A 19210-nucleotide genomic window follows, 5' to 3' on the forward strand; every position below is an offset into this window, starting at 1 on the left:
ACCTGACGCATGCAATACCGTTTATACCCCACCCTCCTGAATTCATTTTCACTTTATCTCCAACAATCCCGCGACGCTGCAGGAAAAGTCATTGTAGATGAAATCGAAATGATCGAACGAATTAATCGGGTAAAAAAGCCAACGACCAAAGCCCAACAAAAAGGCATGGATTTTGAGCGTGCTGTTATTTTGGGCGAGGATGAAGAATTATTTGCAGAAGGCATCATTGACCAAGCTCGCCAATTGATTCCTGAAAAATACAAAACGCAGTATTATGTTGAATCGCGTTACAAAAATGCGTTGATTTATGGCTATGTGGATGGCGTGGGAGATCAAGTAGCCTTTGATTTGAAAAGTACCTCCTTTTACGAACCTGGTCGATTCGCTAAAAATCACCAAAACCTGTATTTATTGGGATTACAAAAATTAGGCATAGAACAACTAGACTATGTAATTACCGACTTTAAGGCTGTATATAAAGAAACCTATTATTTAAATCAATATGATTTCAGTCCATTGTATGACCAAATCGAACAATTTCAAGCCTTTTTAGAAGAGAACAAGAAATTCATTCGTGACAAAAAGATCTTTGATCGTAAATCGAATGATAATCAATTATCCTTATTCGAATAAATCAAGTAATTCCTTTAATTGACTTATTTGAATGTTAGCCGAAACATCTTCTGCGCGAAAGTTCAAATGAATGGCTGGAATACCCATTGCTTCAGCCGCTTGCACATCGATGATCGGGTGATCGCCAATCATGACTACTTCAGAAGGCAGGCAATTCGCCTGTTTCAAAGCAAATTCAAAAAACGCTGCAGCCGGTTTTTTACACCCAGCCAGCTCTGAGGTGATGACTCGCTCAAAAAAATGCGTCATTCCAACCCCCGCAATTTTAACATGTTGAATGTCGTCGAAACCATTGGTTAACACATAAATTGGGTATTTCGAGGCAAGAGCTTCTATGACCTGGAAGGCGTCAGGGATAAGATGCGTTTTCCTCGGGGTTCGTTCGAGGTAGCTATCTGAAAATAAAGTGGCATTGCCTTGAATCCCTAATGCCTCAAAAAAAAGCTCAAAGCGAGTTTCACGTAAGGTTTTTTGATCGATACGTCCATGCTGATAGTCATCCCACAATGCATCATTGATACGCGTGAATTCTTTCCAAATAAGCTCTTGACTATGTGAAATGGACCCTAAAAGCGCAAATTCTCCGAATAATTCTTGGATAACTTCGGAAGCATTTCGGTCGTGGTCCCAAAGTGTATGGTCCCAATCAAAAAATATGGCTTTTGGTTTAAATTTCATCGAACAAAGGTAATAATAAGCTACCTTTGTCCCTATTAATTTCTGATAGGCCATGGAGCACCAATTACAATTAAAAAAACCCTTAGCATTTTTCGATTTAGAAACTACCGGCATTCAAGTGAATAAAGATCGGATTGTCGAGATTTCTATTGCCAAAGCGAATATCGATGGCACAGTCGAAGTCAAAACACGACGCGTAAATCCAGGGATTCCTATTCCTTTGGAGGCATCATTGGTTCACGGCATTTATGATGCAGATGTGGCGGATGAACCCAACTTTAAGCAAGTGGCCAAATCGTTGGCGGGATTTTTAGATGGCTGTGATTTGGCAGGGTTTAATTCCAATCGCTTTGATGTTCCGATGCTCGTGGAAGAGTTTTTGCGTGCAGAAGTTGATTTCGATATGAAAAACCGCAAATTGGTAGATGCGCAACGCATTTTCCACATGATGGAGCCTCGAAATTTAACGGCAGCCTATCGTTTTTATTGTGATAAGGAATTGGTGGGAGCCCATGGTGCGGAAGCCGATGTATTAGCTACCCTTGAGGTGTTAAATGCGCAAGTAAAACGCTATGCAGCGACAGCGATGAAAGATGCAGAAGGTAAAGAATATTTCCCGATCCAGAATGATGTTAATAAGTTACATGAACTGAGCGCATCTAACTCGATTGATTTTGCAAATCGCATGGTTTATAACAAAGATCAAGTTGCTGTGTTTAACTTCGGAAAGCATATCGGTCGGCCAATTTTAGAGGTATTAAAATCTGACCCTTCCTATTATGACTGGATGATGAAGGGAGATTTTCCGATGGACACGAAACGAAAATTGACCGAAATTAAATTACAAGGTTTTCAACGCTAGGGGCTTAAAAATTCAGTTTAATTCGTATTTTTGCCTCGCATAAATGCATTCCAACTAATAACTATGCAATCGATTCCAGAAGTATTACGTACGATTCCGCTCACGCACTACATTTTATTTAGTTCTGCACTTTTTTGTATCGGAATTTTAGGGGTTTTGACACGTCGCAATGCGATTATCGTGTTCATGGCCATAGAACTTATGTTAAATGCTGTCAACTTATTGTTAGCTGCATTTTCGTCGTATTATGCTGATCCAGCTGGACAGATTTTCGTGTTCTTCATTATGGCGGTAGCCGCAGCAGAGGTAGCTGTGGGACTCGCAATTATCGTGATGATTTACCGCAATATTCAAAGTATTGATATTGGTGTACTTAATAAAATCAAAAATTAATTAAGCGCCACAATCCATCAGAATTCTTATGTCATTATTCTATTTAATTCCCTTATTACCGTTTCTTGGCTTCGCCATAAATGGTTTAGCATTCCCAAAACTAAGTAAATCTGTTGCGGGTATCATTGGTACCATTCCGCCATTGGTGGCTTTTGCCTTGTCGCTTCAATTGTTTTTGAACTTTGATGGTCAAGCGCAAATTTATACGCTGGCAGAGTGGATTAAGGTAGGAAACCTATCGATTCCATTTGAATTCCAAGTCGACCAATTATCCCTATTGATGCTATTGATAATCACGGGAGTAGGCACTTTGATTCACGTGTATTCCATGGGTTACATGGCACATGATGCAGGTTTTGGCAAGTTTTTTGCCTTTTTAAACCTATTCGTTTTCTTCATGTTGATCTTGGTTTTAGGGGCCAATTTTACCGTATTGTTTATCGGTTGGGAAGGCGTAGGGCTTTGTTCTTATTTATTGATTGGATTCTGGAATCAGAAAAACAGCTACGGGGATGCGGCACGCAAGGCCTTCATCATGAACCGTATTGGTGATTTAGGGTTCTTGGTAGGTATATTCTTATTGATTCAAAACTTCAATACGACGAGCTACTCTGTTATTTTCGAAGAAATTGCAGCAGGAAACGTTCCTGAGAACGTCGGCTTAATCGCCTTTTGTTTGTTCATTGGAGCGATGGGTAAATCAGCACAAATTCCATTATTCACTTGGTTACCCGATGCGATGGCGGGACCAACACCCGTTTCTGCCTTAATTCACGCTGCAACCATGGTTACAGCTGGTATTTACATGGTGATTCGTGCGAATGTGATTTTCGAATTAAGTCCAGAAGTATTACACTTTGTTGGTTGGATCGGTTTAGCAACTGCTTTATTAGGAGCTTCCATCGGATTATTTCAAAACGACATTAAGAAAGTATTAGCCTATTCAACAGTTTCCCAATTGGGTTACATGTTCATGGGCTTGGGAGCTTCGGCATACACGGCATCTTTCTTCCATGTCATGACGCATGCATTCTTCAAAGCGCTTTTATTCTTGGGTGCGGGATCTGTGATTCATGCGATGTCGGATGAACAAGATATTCGTAAAATGGGAGGCTTGAAATCCAAAATGCCTATTACCTACATCACCTTTTTGTTAGGTACTATTGCCATAGCAGGTATTCCACCGTTCGCTGGTTTCTTCTCTAAAGATGAAATTCTTGCTCATTTATATCACCATGATTTTGTGATGTGGTGTTTGGCCATTGTAGGTTCTGCATTGACGTCATTCTACATGTTCCGTGTGTTTATTTTAACTTTCTTTGGTGATTTCAGAGGTACGGAGGCACAAGCACATCATTTGCATGAATCCCCAATTTCCATGACTTTGCCATTAATGGTATTGGCTGTATTATCCGTTATGGGTGGTTTGATCAACCTACCACATTTTGCGGGAGGCAACGAATTCTTAGCGCATTGGTTAGCGCCAATTTTACCTGCAGCTGGGGAAGCTTCTGAGGTTTCCTTCTTAAGTTTAGAAATGGGTGCACCATTGCTAGCCGCATTTTTACCCGCATTTTTCGCGATTTATTTATTTGGTGTACAAAAATCTGTTCCTGCGGAAGATGAATCTATTTCAGGAATCCAAAAGGTGATTTACAACAAATTCTATATCGATGAATTATATGATGTCATTATCGTAAAACCGATTACAGTCTTAGGTAACTTCTGTTTCCAAGTCGTTGAATTCTTAGTGATTGATTTAATCGTTGAGGGTGTTGGCAGAATTGTAGCCTATGCATCTACGGAGTTCCGTCGGATTCAAACCGGGAATGTTGGTTATTATATTTTCATCATGGTTATATCCATTGCTGTCATTCTCGCGGTGAGTTTACGCACTTGGATCTTGTAATTTAAAATAGAACAAAAAGGTATGTTATTACTATTTATACTTTTATTTCCTTTGGTACTAGGCGCTGGCTTGCTGTTAGCAAAACCAAGTAAACCATTTGCTATTGCGCTAGCAGGATCTATCATCGAGGCCATCGCAATTGCCTATGCACTTTGTCCGGCTGAATCGGCCAACTTGCAATTTAGTCAGGCTTGGATTCCAGAAGCGGGTATCAGCTTTACCCTTTGGATTGACGGTATCAATGGAATTTTAATTGGATTAACTGGCTTATTAATTCCCTTTATTATTGCATCGACAACAAACTCCGACAAATCAGAAAATGCTTCTTATTTGGGATTAATCTTAGCTATGCAAACAGCGCTATTAGGAGCTTTTTTAGCTAAAGATGCCTTTTTGTTTTATTTCTTCTTTGAAGCATCCTTGTTGCCTATTTACTTCTTGGCGGCACAATATGGAGGAGAAAACAGAACAGCCATCACGTTTAAGTTTTTTGTCTATACCTTATTCGGGTCTTTGTTTTTATTGATTGCTTTGATCTACGTTTACTTGCGCACACCTGGTGAAACACACTCTGCCGACATCGAAACACTTTATTTGACTGCACGTAATCTAAGTGCAGAACACCAAGGATTCTTGTTTTTAGCTTTCTTTATCGCATTCGCGATTAAAATGCCAGTATTCCCATTTCATACCTGGCAACCTGATACCTATACGACATCACCCGTTCAAGGCAGCATGTTGCTAGGTGGTATCATGTTGAAAATGGGTACCTATGGTATGATTCGCTTAGTTATCCCCATGTTTCCATTGGGTATAGCACAATGGGGATTAACCGTATCGATTTTAGCTATTATCGGAATCATTTATGGTTCGGTGATTGCGATCCAACAAAAAGACGCGAAACGCTTACTTGCTTATTCTTCTTTTGCGCACGTTGGCTTAATGGCAGCTGGAATCATGACACAAAGTGTCGATGGAATTCAAGGCGCTTTATACCAAATGCTTTCGCATGGTATCAATTTAGTTGGTCTATTTTTTGTGATTGAAGTGATTGAACGTCGGACGAAAACTCGTGAATTAGCTCAATTAGGTGGCATTACACAATCATCCTATGTACTGACAGTCGCGTTTATTGTCTTGAGTTTAGGTTCAGTAGCACTCCCATTAACGAATGGTTTCATCGGTGAATTCTTATTATTGAAAAGTGTATTCGACCAAGAAATGTACTTGGGAATCATTTCAGGAATCACGATTATTTTAGGCGCCGTTTACACTTTGCGTTTGATTCAAAAATCAATCTTTGGCAATGTATCCAAAGTGACGAAAGACTTTGAAGATCTTTTGATCGGAGAAAAACTAGTATTAATACCTTTAATCCTCTTGGTAATATTGGGCGGTTTGTTCCCTCAATATGTCTTATCCTTTAGCGCAGCAAGCGTAGAAAAACTTGTCGCATTACTTAACTAAGTGGAATTTTAACAACAGCAAAGCAGAATTATGACAGCTATCATTGCTTTATCATTATTTGGAATCAGTAACCTATTTTTAGGGTTTTGGTTATCGCGTAAAATGATCCAACAAATCACTTTGTTATTCCTTGCTATCGGTATGGGGATAACAATTGCGGATTGGAATCATGAGTTTTTGTGGTTTGGAAATATGTTCCGCACCAACAACACATCAATCAATTTTAGTATAATTATTCAGCTTGCGGCATTTTTTGTCGTTGCTTTCTCGAATGCATTTGGTCAAGATGACGAGCATACGCATCCAGCGGAATACTATGCGATTTTGTTATTCTCTACGGTAGGAGCTATTATCATGGTATCATTTGACCATTTGATGATGTTATTCGTAGGGCTCGAAATTCTCTCGGTAGCCATGTATGTGCTTACGGGAACCGACAAGCGAAATTTACGTTCGAATGAAGCAGCTATCAAGTATTTCTTAATGGGTTCATTCGCCACGGGGATATTGTTATTTGGAATAACGTTAGTTTATGGCGCAACGCGTACATTCTACATTTCTAGCATGGTGAATGCGATTGCAAATACGGCTCCAGAGTCAATGCCGTCATTCTTATATGCCGGAGTTTTATTAATGTTAGTTGGGATGTTATTCAAAGTATCTGCTGCTCCATTCCATTTTTGGACACCAGATGTATATGATGGGGCCCCTACCATCTTTACCATGTTCATGTCAACCGTTGTAAAAACGGCTGGATTTGCAGCTATATATCACATTTTTGCAGGCGTATTTGGCGGGCTTTATTCGACGTGGGTCATGCCCGTATATTTCATCAGTATGCTCACATTAGTGATTGGAAATGTAACGGCAGTCTACCAGCAAAGCATTAAACGCATGTTGGCCTATTCCAGCATTTCACATGCCGGCTATATGTTATTAACGGTATCGGCAAGACAAAGCAGCTCCACTTCCAGCATCTTGTTTTATTCATTGGCCTACACATTGGCTACTTTAACAGCATTTGCGGTATTTAAATTGGTATCTGAATACCAAACTGGAAGAACAGAGAAACCTGCTAATTTCCAATCGTTTGAAGGTTTAGCAAAAAACAATCCATTTCTAGCTTTTTGCTTTACGGTATCCCTATTATCACTTGCGGGGATTCCCTTAACAGCTGGCTTCTGGGGAAAATTCTTCGTCTTTACAGATACATTTAATCGGAACATTGTTTACCCAATCATCCTGGCTATTTTGATGTCGGCAGTAGGTATTTATTACTATTTCAAAGGAATAATTGCTGTTTATTTCAAACAAGGAGATATTCAAAAAATTGAAATTAGCACGCTATATCAAGTTGCCTTAGGCTTAACAACCTTAGCAACTCTGGTACTAGGCTTATTTCCTAACCTAGTTAAAAGCCTATTTTAATTGAAGCAAAAATCAGAACTCTTTAATCGAAAAGATTTAATCGCCTATTTCCTGATTGCGGGAACTGGCGCACTGATTCAGTTATTAGCTGGGGCATTACTAAAAGATTGGTTTCATTTAGCCTATGAATCAACGATTCTTCCGGCTTATTTCATTTCGTTAATCGCGGGGTTTATTTTGACCAAGTTATTTGCATTCAATGCAAGGCAATCCCAACAGACCCGAAGGGAAATGATCAAATTCATGATGGTGGCAACATTTTCAGGTTTTGTCACTTGGGGATTTAGCATTCTCCCTTATCATATCATCCACGCGGGATATAACGATTTATTCTTTCAAATCCCTTATTCATTCAAAAAGGTAAATGTTACACAAATCAGCACAACCTTAAATGGCATGGGATTCAGTTTTGTATCAAACTATGTTTTACACAAAACTTTTACCTTTAAGAGTAGTGGTTTTTACGACCGATTCAAGGACTTAATCAAGTAACACTTCGCTAAATCAAGCTACAAGTATTAGATTAATCTTAATTTTCTTAAGATTTGAAGTGGCCAATAGGCGCAATAGAGGGCATTTTATTGAAAAAAGCATCCAATTCTTAAAAAAATCTTAAAATTTTTGCCAGATAGTTTGCAATTAAAAATATATCCCGTAGTTTTGTAGCTCAAACCTTAAAATATTACAAAAATGAAAAAAGTATTCGCTTTAGCTTTCGTTGCTGGTATGGTAACTTTAGCATCTTGTGGTGAGAAAAAAACTGAGGCTGCTGCTGATTCAGTTGCTGCTGATACAGCTGCTGCTGCACCAGTTGATACTGCTGCTGCTGATACAGCTGCTGCTGACACTGCTGCTGCTAAATAATTTTAGCCAGTCTCACAAAAGAGTCCTTCGCATGCGAAGGACTTTTTTTATGCCCCAAAATGAACAAGAACAGAAAAATAGCATCATTCCTAGACCACTTTCCTCCGAAAGTAGCAGAATATTGCTTTAATCTGTGGGATGAACATCGATTTGACTTTATTGTCTCAAAAAAACGGGATTCCAAATTAGGCGATTTTCGTTATTCCCCAGATAAAGGATTTCAAATTACCGTTAACAACAACCTTAATCCCTATGCATTTCTTGTAACCTATTTACATGAAGTTGCACATCTCACAACGTATCTTAAATACAAAAACAAGGTTAATCCCCATGGACAAGAATGGAAGGATGCATTCCTTGAATTATTTGATCCCATATTAGATCCCGAATTATTACCCCAGGAACTTGTCAACGTCTTAACAGCCTATTTAAAAAATCCCGTAGCTACATCCAATGGCTATACCCCTTTAGTAGAAACTTTGAAAAAATTTGATGCCCCAAGCGATGAGGATATCATTTTACTTTTCAACCTTCCTGAAGGAAAAACATTCAAATTAAAAAACCTCACCCTGCAGAAAGGTAAACTACGCAGAACACGCTACATTTGCCAAGAAGTACATTCCGGCAAATTATACCTCGTTGCAAAAAATGCACAAGTACAAACACTCGAAGCATAAGTTCTATTCAATCCTGCTTTTGTTGGTGCTTTTACTAGCTATCTTTCGAGTTCACGGACAATCCATTTCTCCCCTAAAAAATGGGAAATGGATCAAAGTTGCAGTCACCCAATCAGGTTTCTATCAAATCAATCAGACCTGGCTGAGTAAACACAATATTGAAAACATTAGCCCGGATAAAATCTGCATTTATACAGGAAATATGGGCATGTTAAACCCAGTTGATCCCTATCAAAATGGATTACTGAAACCCTTCCCTTCCTTTTATCAATCTGGATCCAATGGTACTTGGAACATTATGTTTTGGGGAGAAGCACCCCACAGCATTCGACAAAATGTAACTTGGCAACAAGAAACAAACCGCTACGCTGATTCTACATTTTATTTTATCCAACTAGACGCAAGCAAAACAAATCCAATCGCAGAAATTGAAAATTCGATTTCAAATGCCCCCCATTTACCCTTCGCCTGGTCACTAAAACATTATGAGCCTGAAACATATAACCTGATTCAATCAGGTCAAACTCGGTTAGGCGATGCATTTTATGGCAATTCAAGCAAAATCCTTCAATACTCGCTTTCTGATTACATGGCAGGCCAAGCTGCCTATTTGAAAATTAAGCTCTATGCCGCCAGTATTTCGCCGAGTACTTTTTCAATCCCTGTGATTGACAAAACCCTCAATATGACCCCTATCCTAGGAGGTCGTTATGATCAAAAAGCGACCAGCAATGAAATAAGTGTTTGGACCAAACCCGTGCTGAGTAACAATACGTGGAATTGGCCGATTAATTATCAAAGTACGAGCGGAACAGGCTACATAGATTTCATAAGCCTCATGTATCCCAAAGGATTCGATGGCAAAAATGATAATCCGTTGTATCTACTGCCTAACACAAGTGATTCATTACTTCGTATTGATATTCCTAATTTGCGTGCAAGCCAACAAATATGGATAAACAATGGCGGGCTAACATGGCAAAAACTCGCAAAAAATGCAGAATTCACCTATAAATTCCGACCCAATAGTCAATTGGCCATTGCCGATTTGGAAAAAGCAAATGAGCCTGCCTTTTGTGGCTTAATAAAGAATCAGGACACATTTGAAGTACCAGCAGAAACGGAATTGATTATCATTTCTAGTCCAGTCCTTGAAACAGCGGCTAGCAAGCTCGCGACTTACAAAAACGTACAGCGAAAAATCAAATCAAAAAATATCAGCACCCAAGCTATTTATCATGATTTCAGTGGCGGGAAACAAGATGTCACAGCCTTAAGGAACTTCATTCGTTATCAATACCAAAAACCAGGATCCAACTTAAAATACATTATTCTCTTTGGGGATGCTTCAATAGACTACAAAGGACAAAATCCCGTGTCATCCGCTTTGGAGAAATCATGTTTTGTCCCAACCTATCAAAGCGAAGAATCCTTCCAACCGCTAATGAGTTATGCTTCAGATGACTACTATGGTAATGTATCGCATCAAGAAGGGCCATGGAATGAAACAGAACCTTTGCCAATAGCGATTGGTCGGATTCCTGCAAAAAACCCGCAAGAAGCCAACATGTTTATAAATAAATTGGCAGACTTTGAATCCAAACCCAACACGAGCATCCCCCGATTTGCTTGGGTAGCTGATGATGGAGATTCGAACATCCACATGCAGGATGCGGAAGATTTTTCAACGATGCTACAGAAGGCCCTATTACCCGTTCGACAAGAAAAGGTTTATGTGGATCAATATCCCATGCAGCAAGCAAATGGAGTTTATACGAGCACTGCCGCAAAACAAGCTGTTTTAAAGCTTTTTGATGAGAATGCGGATTTTATTCATTTTATGGGACATGGATCTGAAAGCGGTTGGACGGATGAAAAAATTCTCACAATGAATGAACTTGTCAACCTTAAAAACAGCAATCATCTACCTATCTTACTAACTGCCACATGCCAATTTGGACGATTTGATGACCCCAACATTCTTTCAGGGGGCGAGGTGAGCTTAATGTCAGATCAAGGTGGTGCAATCGCATTAATCAGTACGACAAGACCTGTATTTCAGAGCAGTAACTACCTCTTTGGCCAGGCCTTCTATCAGGCAATGTTGGAAAACAAGGATAACCAAAACTATCGTTTAGGCGATTTATTCCGGGATGCAAAAAACAAAAGCCAGTCGGGCGATATTAATCGCAATATCGAGTTAATGGGAGATCCGACACTCGAATTGCCTTGGACAAGAAAAAACGTACAAGTCACACTTGATAGCACCAAGCAAGAAATTAGACTTTCTGGCTTACCTGCACAAGGAGGGAAGATGCAACTTTCGCTCCTACGGACAAGTGACCCGGCAAAAACATTAGGAACAAAAAATACGGCCTTTCAGTATACAAAAATGAGCCCTATACTTTGGCGGTCAGCGGGATCCAGCACAAATAATGTGATGACAATCAGCCTAAAAACTATGCCAAATTTGACAGCTGGGCAGAAATATCAATTACAAGCCTGCTCGAATGACATTGCCCAGAACTATGCATTTGCGATAGATTTGGCATCTTGGAAAAACAAACAAATGCTTGAAAAAAATCCGCCAACGCTAAATATCGATCTACCTAATGAGGATATAAAAGCTACGAGTCCCAATCCTTGGGTGACAATTTCCATCGCTGATAGCTCAGGGCTACTTTGGCAAAATGCCTCGGGAAACATGTCCAGTCTCATCGTAGATGACAGTATTCGAATTGAACTAGCTAGTAAATACATCCCCGCCCTTGGGAATCCAACGCATGGCGAAATCCAAATTCAATTAAAATCACTAACGCCTGGCTTACATAAAATTCAAGCATTTTGTTGGGATATCTACAATAATTACGGCGAAGCCACGTTAAGTTTTCAAGTAAAGGGTGATGAAACTGCAAATTTGCATGGATATGTTTATCCAAATCCATTAGCCAGAACTTTCCACTATGTTTTTAAGCAAGAAAAGCCGTGGAATTTAATGCCTTATGAAATCAAACTTTACGATATACTAGGCCGATTAATTACTACAAAAAAAGGATTAAGTAACTATTATTCAGACAACAAAGGCATGATCGAATTTGAATGGCAGGAAGATGAGTATGAGCAACTTAATTCATCCTTGATTTTGGAAATTCAATTATGGGACAGCTTAACGAATGAAATTAAAACGCATCGAATCAAAACAAGTACCCTAAAATAAGTTTTCATATTTTTTTTGCAAATCCCACATCCATTATCCTAAAAATTGCCTATTTTTGACTTTAGCTTTTTTGAATAGAAAGACTCTCTTATAATTAATATACAATGACAAAGAATTATTCAATTTTCCACAAAGCGCTATATACAGCATTAACTGTTTGCTTCGCGACAGTTGCTTATGGCCAAACATTGGTTTCTGGACAATTAAATTCAGGCAGAATTCCAACACCAACCATGTTGTTTCTAAATGTGGCACCAGATGCTCGTTCAGCGGCTATGGGAGATGCAGGTGTGGCTATTTCATCCGATGTAAATGCGATTTACTGGAATCCAGCTAAATTAGCGAGCGCGGACAAAGACCTTGGGTTTGCTATTTCTTACACCCCTTGGTTGCGTAACCTTGTAAACGACATGGCCTTGTATAACATTGCTGGTTACAAGAAAACAGCTAAAGACCAAGCGTTCGGTTTTTCAATCAACTACTTCGACCAAGGACTTTTTCAAGCAACCTTAGCTAACGGTACAAGTGCAGGAAACTTTAATTCAAAAGAATACGCGTTGTCATTAACACATGCTAGAAAGCTTTCTAACAGCCTTTCTTTAGGTGTAAATTTAAAGTATATCAACTCTAATTTACTTGGTAACTATCAAGGAACTTCGGGTACAGGAGTGGCAATGAAGCCAGCTCAAACCGTTGCAGCTGACATCGCTCTTTACTGGAATACGAACTCTGAGAAAAACTGGAAATACACTTACGGTTTAGTTCTTTCTAACATTTCAGGTAAGGTTTCTTACGGTGGAGCAGAGAAAAACTTCATCCCTACAAACTTGCGTGCAGGTGTTGCTGCTGTGAAAGAAATCGATGATAAGAACAAATTTACATTCACATTAGATTTTAACAAATTGATGGTTCCTACGCCGCAATCGATTGATGCTAATGGTAATAAAGTGGGAACGGACCCATCTACTACATCCGCAATTGGTGGTATTTTCGGATCATTGTTTGACGCGCCAGATGGATTTGGTGAAGAGTTAAAAGAAATTACTACTTCCGTTGGAGCTGAATACTTATTCAACAACACATTTGCAGTTCGTGGTGGTTATTTCAACGAAAGCGAAATGAAAGGAAATCGTAAATACTTCACGATGGGTGTTGGCTTCAAATTGGATCAAAAATACGGTTTTGATTTTGCCTACTTAGTACCTACAGGAACAAGTAGCCCATTGGCTAATACATTACGCGTAACTTTGTTGGCAGCTATCAACAACGACAACGGTAAAAGATAATTAAACAGATTTCTTGTTTGACAAATGACATTCCGTTGGAATGTCATTTGTTTTATAGACCTATATATGCTGAATCGAACCATTGCCCCAGCGGCTTATCCGATTGAACTCATTAAGTTTCCACATGTCACGACCACTAGCCTGACCAATGGCATAGAAATTCAATCTTTATCACTCGGCGAGCAAGCAGTCTTTAAATTAGAATTTACAGTTCTGGCAGGAGCAAGCGTAGCCGAAAAGGCAGGAATCGCAAGTTTAACGAGTTCGCTCATGAAGCGAGGAACGCAACAACGCGACGCAACAGCAATTCATCAAATTTTCGACTACTATGGTGCATTTTGGGATGTACAAACCAATTTAGATAATGCTACGTTTGTACTCTATGGGCTAACCAAGCACTTAAAATCTTTGTTGCCCTATATGCTTGAAATCATTCAAGAGGCTACTTTCCCTGCAGAAGAGTTCGAGAAAGAAATCGCGATAGAGGTTCAGAAAAACAAGCTTAATTGGCAAAAAACGGCCTTTTCGGCGAGTCAATTATTGCGCAAACAACTCTTTGAAGGAGACAATTACGGTCGCATTGCAACGCAAGCGAGTATTGAGTCCATTCAGCGATCTGAGCTAATCCAATTTCACCAACAAAATTGGCTCGGGGGAATGCCCCAAATTTTCCTTTCAGGAAACATTGGACCGAATGAATTAGAAGCAGTACAACAAACATTTGAGCAACTACAAACACAGCCCGCAACATCAGTGCTAGCTTACAACCTACATGCTCATAAACCCGAAGTAATTCATGAATTCCGGGACAATGCGCTGCAATCCTCCATCCGCTTGGGTATGCATTCGATGACACGGAGTAACCCCGACTATTTTAAATTCAGCGTTTTGAATACCTTATTTGGTGGGTTTTTCGGTTCTCGCTTGCAAAAGAATATCCGGGAAGAAAAAGGATTTACCTATGGAATTTCATCATCAATCATTCCCATGCAAAGAGCGGGTTATTGGGTTGTAGGAACCGATGTAGCCAATGCGAAAGTGCAAGTAACCTGTGACGAGATTCGTAAAGAAATGCTACGCTTACGGACGGAAAAAGTTGCTCACGAAGAACTTGATCTAGTAAAAAATTACCTAATGGGAAGTTTTACGGGCGAGCTTACTCAAGCATTTGATATTGCTGAAAAGATAAAAGTCATTCAATTGGAAAATCTTCCTTTGGATTTTTATGATCAGTTTCAAGCTCAGATTCTTGCTTGTACTTCTGAAGATTTGCTGGAACTAGCTAATAAATACCTAGACCCAACAAATCTCCATGAAGTTATTGTGGGAGGTCGTTAAAAACGAGCCAATTCCCGGAATTCATTTACGCGACCTTCTAAATCTTGATCGGTAATTTCAAGCAAACGCTCTGTACCAAATTTCTCCACACAGAATGATGCCATGGCAGAGCCATAAACAATTGCCTTACGCATATTTTCAAAAGATATGTCATCTGTTTTGGCTAAATATCCGATGAATCCGCCAACGAACGTATCCCCTGCTCCAGTCGGGTCAAATACCTCTTCCAATGGCAATGCAGGACAATAGAACATGTTTTCATCTTGGAATAATAAGGCTCCGTGCTCCCCTTTCTTGATGATTAAGGTCTTTGGACCCATGGCCATAATTAACTTCGCTGCTGTACGCAATGAGTATTGTTCAGATAATTGACGCGCCTCTTCATCATTGATACAAAGCACATCCACCATTTTCAAGACACGTTTCAAATCGTCCATCGCCACATCCATCCAGAAATTCATGGTATCCATCACGATTAATTTTGGACGCTTGGCTAAGCCTTCGATTGCCTCAATTTGAACTTGGGGTGTTAGGTTTCCCAACATCAAATATTCACAATCTTGGTAAGAAGCAGGAATTACCGGTTTAAAATCAGCCAAAACATTCAAATCCGTCACCAAGGTGTCACGAGAATTCATGTTATTATGGTATTTACCCGCCCAGAAAAAGGATTTTTCACCTTGCTTAATCTGTAGACCTTCTAAATCAATGCCTTTGGAAGTCAAGGTATCCATGTAGGCTTGTGGAAAATCATCCCCTACCACAGCGACAACATTTACCTTAGGCAAGAAAAACGCAGAAGAAAGCGCAATATAGGTACAAGAACCTCCGATAATTTTATCGGTTTTTCCATAAGGAGTTTCTAATGCATCGAACGCAACCGTTCCAATTGTTAATAAGCTCATAAATAAAGATTTAACCAACCTTCGGACAACGACTGAAAGGCTGATCTGGATTAAAAAATAAACGATAAGTAATGTAAGTTTTTTCGTTTGTCGCTCCCAGTTGGGAAACAAAGCGAAGCATTTTCGGATTAAAATCTCCCACCCAATTCATGTCCATCGTCTCATAGGGATAAAATGGATTTTCCCGAGCAGCTGTCCGAAAACGTAAAGCAATGGCTGATTCTACTCCCTTGCCTTGATGATCCGGCACGACACCGAATATCACCCCGCATGCGCGTGTCAAAGCCCCTCGCATTTTCAATAATAAAAATTTAATCATACCCCACCAATTCAAACGCCCATTCAGGTGTTTAATGATTTGGTTTAAATCAGGGATAACAATAAAAAACGCCACAGGATCTCCCGATTGTGTATAAGCAAACCAAAGCAATTGCTCATCGATAATCGGCTTCATAGTTTTCACTAAGCGCTGAGCTTGTTCCGAGCTCATTTCCTTTACGCCTGGGAATTTAGCCCAAGCTGCATTGAAAATAACCTTAAAATCCTCTGCATATTTTGAAAGATTCGACTTTTCAATATGCCGAAAAACATATTCTGGATTTTGGTAAATGCGATTAGCCTTTTCTTCTATCGCGGGACTTACGTTCGCTCCCGTAATTGAAGAGACATAAACATATTGCTGGAAGTAATCCCGGAATCCATACTTTTCAAAAAAATCAATGTAATAAGCTTTGGTCCAAGGCATCTTGTAAGTAGGCTCATATTCCCAACCTTTCACCATCAATCCCCAAAAGCTATCGCGCTCTCCAAAATTAATCGGGCCATCCATGCCTTGCATGCCCTTGGAAACCAACCAAGATTTACATGCATCGAAAAGCAAAAATGCGGCCTTTTCATCCTCAATACATTCAAAAAAGCCCATTCCTCCCACCGGCACTTCATCCTTACTCGTTTCATAAAATGCCGCCACTCGACCTATCGCCTCCCCTGCATCATTGAATAAAACCCAACGAATTGCTTCGCCATGTTTGAAATGCCCATTCTTCTTCGGATCAAAAACGGATTCCACATCGTTATCCAAGGGGCGAATCCAATTGGAATCCGACGCGTATAGACGAACAGGGAATTGCAAAAAAACACGTTGAAGCGATTTGTCCTCGCCTACTTCCTTTAACACCATGATGGATTTTCAAAAAACACACAAAGATAACACAATCTGAAAAGAATCGTTTGAAATTGTCAAAATGCTATGTTTGGTGAATTAAAAGAATCAGCGTAATTTTAATTCCTTTTTGAGGACTCTACAAAAGCACCTAGGATTCATGCAGCCATTAAAAATCTACAATACGCTCAGCCGAGAAAAAGAAGTATTTACTCCCATCAACGCCCCGCATGTTGGACTCTATGTCTGTGGACCTACCGTGTACAATTTTGTTCACCTGGGTAACCTGAGAACATTTACTTCCTTTGACATTTTACACCGATATCTGAAATTCATCGGTTACCAGGTTCGCTATGTACGAAACATAACGGATGTTGGCCATTTAGTAGGAGATGGGGATGAAGGCGAAGACAAAATTGGCAAAATGGCCAAATTAGAGAAATTAGAGCCCATGGAAATTGTTCAACGCTATACGAACGACTTTCATGATGTGTTGACTCAATTTAATTTGTTGCCTCCAAGCATTGAACCAACAGCCACGGGACACATTGTGGAGCAAATTGAAACGACTAAAATCTTATTGGATAAGGGCTTAGCCTACGAATCGAATGGCTCGATCTATTTCGATATTGAAACTTACAACAAACAAGGTGGCGACTATGGCCATTTATCGGGTCGCGTTTTAGACGATTTATTGACCGAAACCCGCGATTTAGATGGTGTAGGGGAAAAGCGCAGCCCTTTGGATTTCGCGCTTTGGAAGAAAGCATCACCAGAACATATCATGCGCTGGCCATCCCCCTGGGGAGATGGATTTCCAGGATGGCATTTGGAATGTACCTGCATGAGCCATAAATACCTAGGCGATACATTTGATATCCATGGCGGTGGAATGGACTTGAAATTCCCGCATCATGAATGTGAAATTGCACAAGCAAAAGCAGCGCATGGGCGCGCGCCCGTTCGCTATTGGATGCACACCAATATGTTGACAGTAAACGGTCAAAAGATGAGTAAATCCTTAGGCAACTCCTTTTTGCCAAGTGAATTAATTGCCGGAGCTCACCCGCTCTTGGAGCAGGCTTACAGCCCGATGACTGTTCGCTTTTTCATGTTGCAATCGCAATATCGCAGCACCTTGGACTTCTCGAACGAAGCCTTAAAAGCAGCCCAAAAAGGCTATAAGCGCATTGCGAATGGCTTGCGCATCATCAAAGGCATGGAATTTGAAGGAGAGGCAATGGCCATCGACGAAGCACAAGTTGGCGAAATCGACACAGCCATTCAAGGTTGCTATGATGGAATGAACGATGATTTGAATACGGCTGTAACAATTTCACACTTGTTTACGTTATTGAAAAAGATTAATCAATTGCATACGGGCCAACTGGCATTTGGGCAATTAGGAAAGGATGTTTTTGATCGATTGAAGTCAAATTACATCAACTTCTTGGAACAAGTATTAGGGCTTCGTGAGGAGTTTCCAGCTAATCAAGAAGCCTTAATTAAAGGAATGTTAGGTCTATATGCGTCCTTCAAAGAGAAGCGGGAATATGACAAGGTAGACGAAATTCGCGCAAGTTTTAAAGCGATGGGTCTATTAGTAAAGGACATGAAAACACGTATTGATTGGGCTTACGAAGAATAAAACTATGTTTAGAAATTTAACTCCTACTGTACGAAATTTGATATTCATCAACGTCGCAATTTATGCGCTGGGTGGATTTTTGCCCACGGACTTGTTGAGTTTACACTATTTTCAAGCCAAGGATTTCCATATTTATCAAGTTGTTAGCTACATGTTTGTTCATGCAAGTCTGATGCATTTGTTGGGCAATATGTTTGGCTTATATATGTTCGGTTCTTTGCTTGAACGAATGTGGGGAGCTCAGCGGTTTTTATTTTTCTATTTCTTCTGCGGAATAGGTGCCGGCTTATTGTACATGGGTATTCAGCATTTTATCGATTTTGCGGATTTTCGTCGGGCGACAGAAATCGTATTGAGCGACCCAAGTTCCATGCATTTGTACGATTATGCCCAGCACTATCAGGTTATTTCCCTACCCGATGGCAACGTAAATATTGAATGGGCGCGTGAAAATTATGCGGAATATGTAAATCGGAGCCAGCTAGCTGGAGCATCTGGTGCAATTTTCGGAATTTTGATGGCATTCGGTTATTTGTTTCCGAATTCAGAAATGTTCCTTTTTCCCTTCCCTATACCCATCAAGGCAAAATACTTTGTGAGTTTTTATGGTCTTTATGAATTGTATCAAGGGATTCAACAATATCAAGGGGATAATGTTGCTCACTTCGCGCACATCGGCGGGATGATTTTTGCTGTCATCTTATTGATGGTTTGGAAGACCAAACGCAATCATTTCTATTGAT

Annotated in this window: 17 protein-coding genes; 14 read left to right on the forward strand and 3 right to left on the reverse strand. The window is 39.9% G+C overall.

The features are described 5' to 3' along the window. The first annotated feature begins 9 nt into the window (after positions 1 to 9). Positions 10 to 633 carry a hypothetical protein gene (locus V7S75_RS00265; protein WP_459510711.1) on the forward strand — a complete coding sequence of 208 codons (624 nt, stop codon included), beginning with the start codon at positions 10 to 12 and terminating at the stop codon, positions 631 to 633. On the opposite strand, the gene V7S75_RS00270 is transcribed toward V7S75_RS00265, so the two are convergent. Further along, complete coding sequence (locus tag V7S75_RS00270) at positions 622 to 1311, reverse strand: YjjG family noncanonical pyrimidine nucleotidase (RefSeq protein WP_459510712.1); 690 nt, start codon at positions 1309 to 1311, stop codon at positions 622 to 624. The genes V7S75_RS00265 and V7S75_RS00270 overlap by 12 nt on opposite strands. 52 nt (positions 1312 to 1363) lie before the next feature. Here V7S75_RS00270 and V7S75_RS00275 point away from each other — a divergent pair, with 52 nt between their 5' ends. The 11 genes from V7S75_RS00275 to V7S75_RS00325 all read left to right on the forward strand — a co-directional run bounded on the left by V7S75_RS00275 (position 1364) and on the right by V7S75_RS00325 (position 14752). Next, complete coding sequence (locus tag V7S75_RS00275; protein ID WP_459510713.1) at positions 1364 to 2173, forward strand: exonuclease domain-containing protein; 810 nt, start codon at positions 1364 to 1366, stop codon at positions 2171 to 2173. A gap of 63 nt (positions 2174 to 2236) precedes the next feature. Further along, positions 2237 to 2566, forward strand: a complete 330-nt coding sequence (nuoK, locus tag V7S75_RS00280) for an NADH-quinone oxidoreductase subunit NuoK (protein ID WP_377974778.1) — start codon at positions 2237 to 2239, stop codon at positions 2564 to 2566. A gap of 28 nt (positions 2567 to 2594) precedes the next feature. After that, entirely contained in the window at positions 2595 to 4475 is a 1881-nt protein-coding gene (gene nuoL, locus V7S75_RS00285; RefSeq protein ID WP_459510714.1) for an NADH-quinone oxidoreductase subunit L, read from the forward strand. Between the two features lie 21 nt (positions 4476 to 4496). Next, positions 4497 to 5942 carry a complex I subunit 4 family protein gene (locus V7S75_RS00290; protein WP_459510715.1) on the forward strand — a complete coding sequence of 482 codons (1446 nt, stop codon included), beginning with the start codon at positions 4497 to 4499 and terminating at the stop codon, positions 5940 to 5942. A gap of 30 nt (positions 5943 to 5972) precedes the next feature. Further along, on the forward strand, positions 5973 to 7370 hold the full coding sequence (locus V7S75_RS00295; RefSeq protein ID WP_459510716.1) for an NADH-quinone oxidoreductase subunit N: 1398 nt from the start codon (positions 5973 to 5975) through the stop codon (positions 7368 to 7370). Continuing rightward, positions 7371 to 7862 carry a GtrA family protein gene (locus V7S75_RS00300; protein WP_459510717.1) on the forward strand — a complete coding sequence of 164 codons (492 nt, stop codon included), beginning with the start codon at positions 7371 to 7373 and terminating at the stop codon, positions 7860 to 7862. 198 nt (positions 7863 to 8060) lie between these two features. Then, a complete protein-coding gene (locus V7S75_RS00305) occupies positions 8061 to 8234 on the forward strand; it encodes a hypothetical protein (protein ID WP_315574991.1) in 174 nt (57 codons plus the stop codon). Between the two features lie 59 nt (positions 8235 to 8293). Further along, on the forward strand, positions 8294 to 8911 hold the full coding sequence (locus V7S75_RS00310; RefSeq protein ID WP_459510718.1) for a SprT-like domain-containing protein: 618 nt from the start codon (positions 8294 to 8296) through the stop codon (positions 8909 to 8911). After that, the gene (porU, locus tag V7S75_RS00315; RefSeq protein WP_459510719.1) at positions 8883 to 12128 is read left to right on the forward strand and encodes a type IX secretion system sortase PorU; all 3246 of its coding nucleotides are present in this window, start codon (positions 8883 to 8885) and stop codon (positions 12126 to 12128) included. Before V7S75_RS00310 ends, porU begins: the two co-directional genes overlap by 29 nt. Before the next feature lie 104 nt (positions 12129 to 12232). Beyond that, a complete protein-coding gene (gene porV / locus V7S75_RS00320; protein WP_459510720.1) occupies positions 12233 to 13414 on the forward strand; it encodes a type IX secretion system outer membrane channel protein PorV in 1182 nt (393 codons plus the stop codon). A gap of 66 nt (positions 13415 to 13480) precedes the next feature. Further along, positions 13481 to 14752, forward strand: a complete 1272-nt coding sequence (locus V7S75_RS00325; protein ID WP_459510721.1) for a M16 family metallopeptidase — start codon at positions 13481 to 13483, stop codon at positions 14750 to 14752. On the opposite strand, the gene V7S75_RS00330 is transcribed toward V7S75_RS00325, so the two are convergent. Together V7S75_RS00330 and V7S75_RS00335 are read right to left on the reverse strand one after the other, a co-directional pair. Beyond that, positions 14749 to 15657: a PfkB family carbohydrate kinase gene (locus tag V7S75_RS00330; RefSeq protein WP_459510722.1), complete on the reverse strand. Its 909-nt coding sequence runs from the start codon at positions 15655 to 15657 to the stop codon at positions 14749 to 14751. The two genes, V7S75_RS00325 and V7S75_RS00330, sit on opposite strands and share 4 nt — an antisense overlap. Positions 15658 to 15667: 10 nt before the next feature. Next, positions 15668 to 16837 (reverse strand): hypothetical protein, encoded by a 1170-nt coding sequence (locus V7S75_RS00335; RefSeq protein WP_459510723.1) that lies wholly within the window; start codon positions 16835 to 16837, stop codon positions 15668 to 15670. 142 nt (positions 16838 to 16979) lie between these two features. Here V7S75_RS00335 and cysS point away from each other — a divergent pair, with 142 nt between their 5' ends. Further along, the gene (cysS, locus tag V7S75_RS00340; protein WP_459510724.1) at positions 16980 to 18467 is read left to right on the forward strand and encodes a cysteine--tRNA ligase; all 1488 of its coding nucleotides are present in this window, start codon (positions 16980 to 16982) and stop codon (positions 18465 to 18467) included. A gap of 4 nt (positions 18468 to 18471) precedes the next feature. Further along, positions 18472 to 19209: a rhomboid family intramembrane serine protease gene (locus V7S75_RS00345; protein WP_459510725.1), complete on the forward strand. Its 738-nt coding sequence runs from the start codon at positions 18472 to 18474 to the stop codon at positions 19207 to 19209. The last annotated feature ends 1 nt before the right edge of the window (position 19210 follow it).

It is taken from the genome of Aquirufa sp. TARAVU-A1A (assembly GCF_054558675.1).

Bases quoted from the DNA above. Each gene is read 5' to 3' on its own strand.
- V7S75_RS00265 (WP_459510711.1), top strand. From the start codon at position 10: ATGCAATACCGTTTATACCCCACCCTCCTGAATTCATTTTCACTTTAT.
- V7S75_RS00270 (WP_459510712.1), bottom strand. From the start codon at position 1,311: ATGAAATTTAAACCAAAAGCCATATTTTTTGATTGGGACCATACACTT.
- V7S75_RS00305 (WP_315574991.1), top strand. From the start codon at position 8,061: ATGAAAAAAGTATTCGCTTTAGCTTTCGTTGCTGGTATGGTAACTTTA.
- V7S75_RS00295 (WP_459510716.1), top strand. From the start codon at position 5,973: ATGACAGCTATCATTGCTTTATCATTATTTGGAATCAGTAACCTATTT.
- nuoK (WP_377974778.1), top strand. From the start codon at position 2,237: ATGCAATCGATTCCAGAAGTATTACGTACGATTCCGCTCACGCACTAC.
- V7S75_RS00290 (WP_459510715.1), top strand. From the start codon at position 4,497: ATGTTATTACTATTTATACTTTTATTTCCTTTGGTACTAGGCGCTGGC.
- V7S75_RS00325 (WP_459510721.1), top strand. From the start codon at position 13,481: ATGCTGAATCGAACCATTGCCCCAGCGGCTTATCCGATTGAACTCATT.
- nuoL (WP_459510714.1), top strand. From the start codon at position 2,595: ATGTCATTATTCTATTTAATTCCCTTATTACCGTTTCTTGGCTTCGCC.
- porV (WP_459510720.1), top strand. From the start codon at position 12,233: ATGACAAAGAATTATTCAATTTTCCACAAAGCGCTATATACAGCATTA.
- porU (WP_459510719.1), top strand. From the start codon at position 8,883: ATGCACAAGTACAAACACTCGAAGCATAAGTTCTATTCAATCCTGCTT.
- V7S75_RS00335 (WP_459510723.1), bottom strand. From the start codon at position 16,837: ATGGTGTTAAAGGAAGTAGGCGAGGACAAATCGCTTCAACGTGTTTTT.
- V7S75_RS00275 (WP_459510713.1), top strand. From the start codon at position 1,364: ATGGAGCACCAATTACAATTAAAAAAACCCTTAGCATTTTTCGATTTA.
- V7S75_RS00345 (WP_459510725.1), top strand. From the start codon at position 18,472: ATGTTTAGAAATTTAACTCCTACTGTACGAAATTTGATATTCATCAAC.
- V7S75_RS00330 (WP_459510722.1), bottom strand. From the start codon at position 15,657: ATGAGCTTATTAACAATTGGAACGGTTGCGTTCGATGCATTAGAAACT.
- V7S75_RS00310 (WP_459510718.1), top strand. From the start codon at position 8,294: ATGAACAAGAACAGAAAAATAGCATCATTCCTAGACCACTTTCCTCCG.
- cysS (WP_459510724.1), top strand. From the start codon at position 16,980: ATGCAGCCATTAAAAATCTACAATACGCTCAGCCGAGAAAAAGAAGTA.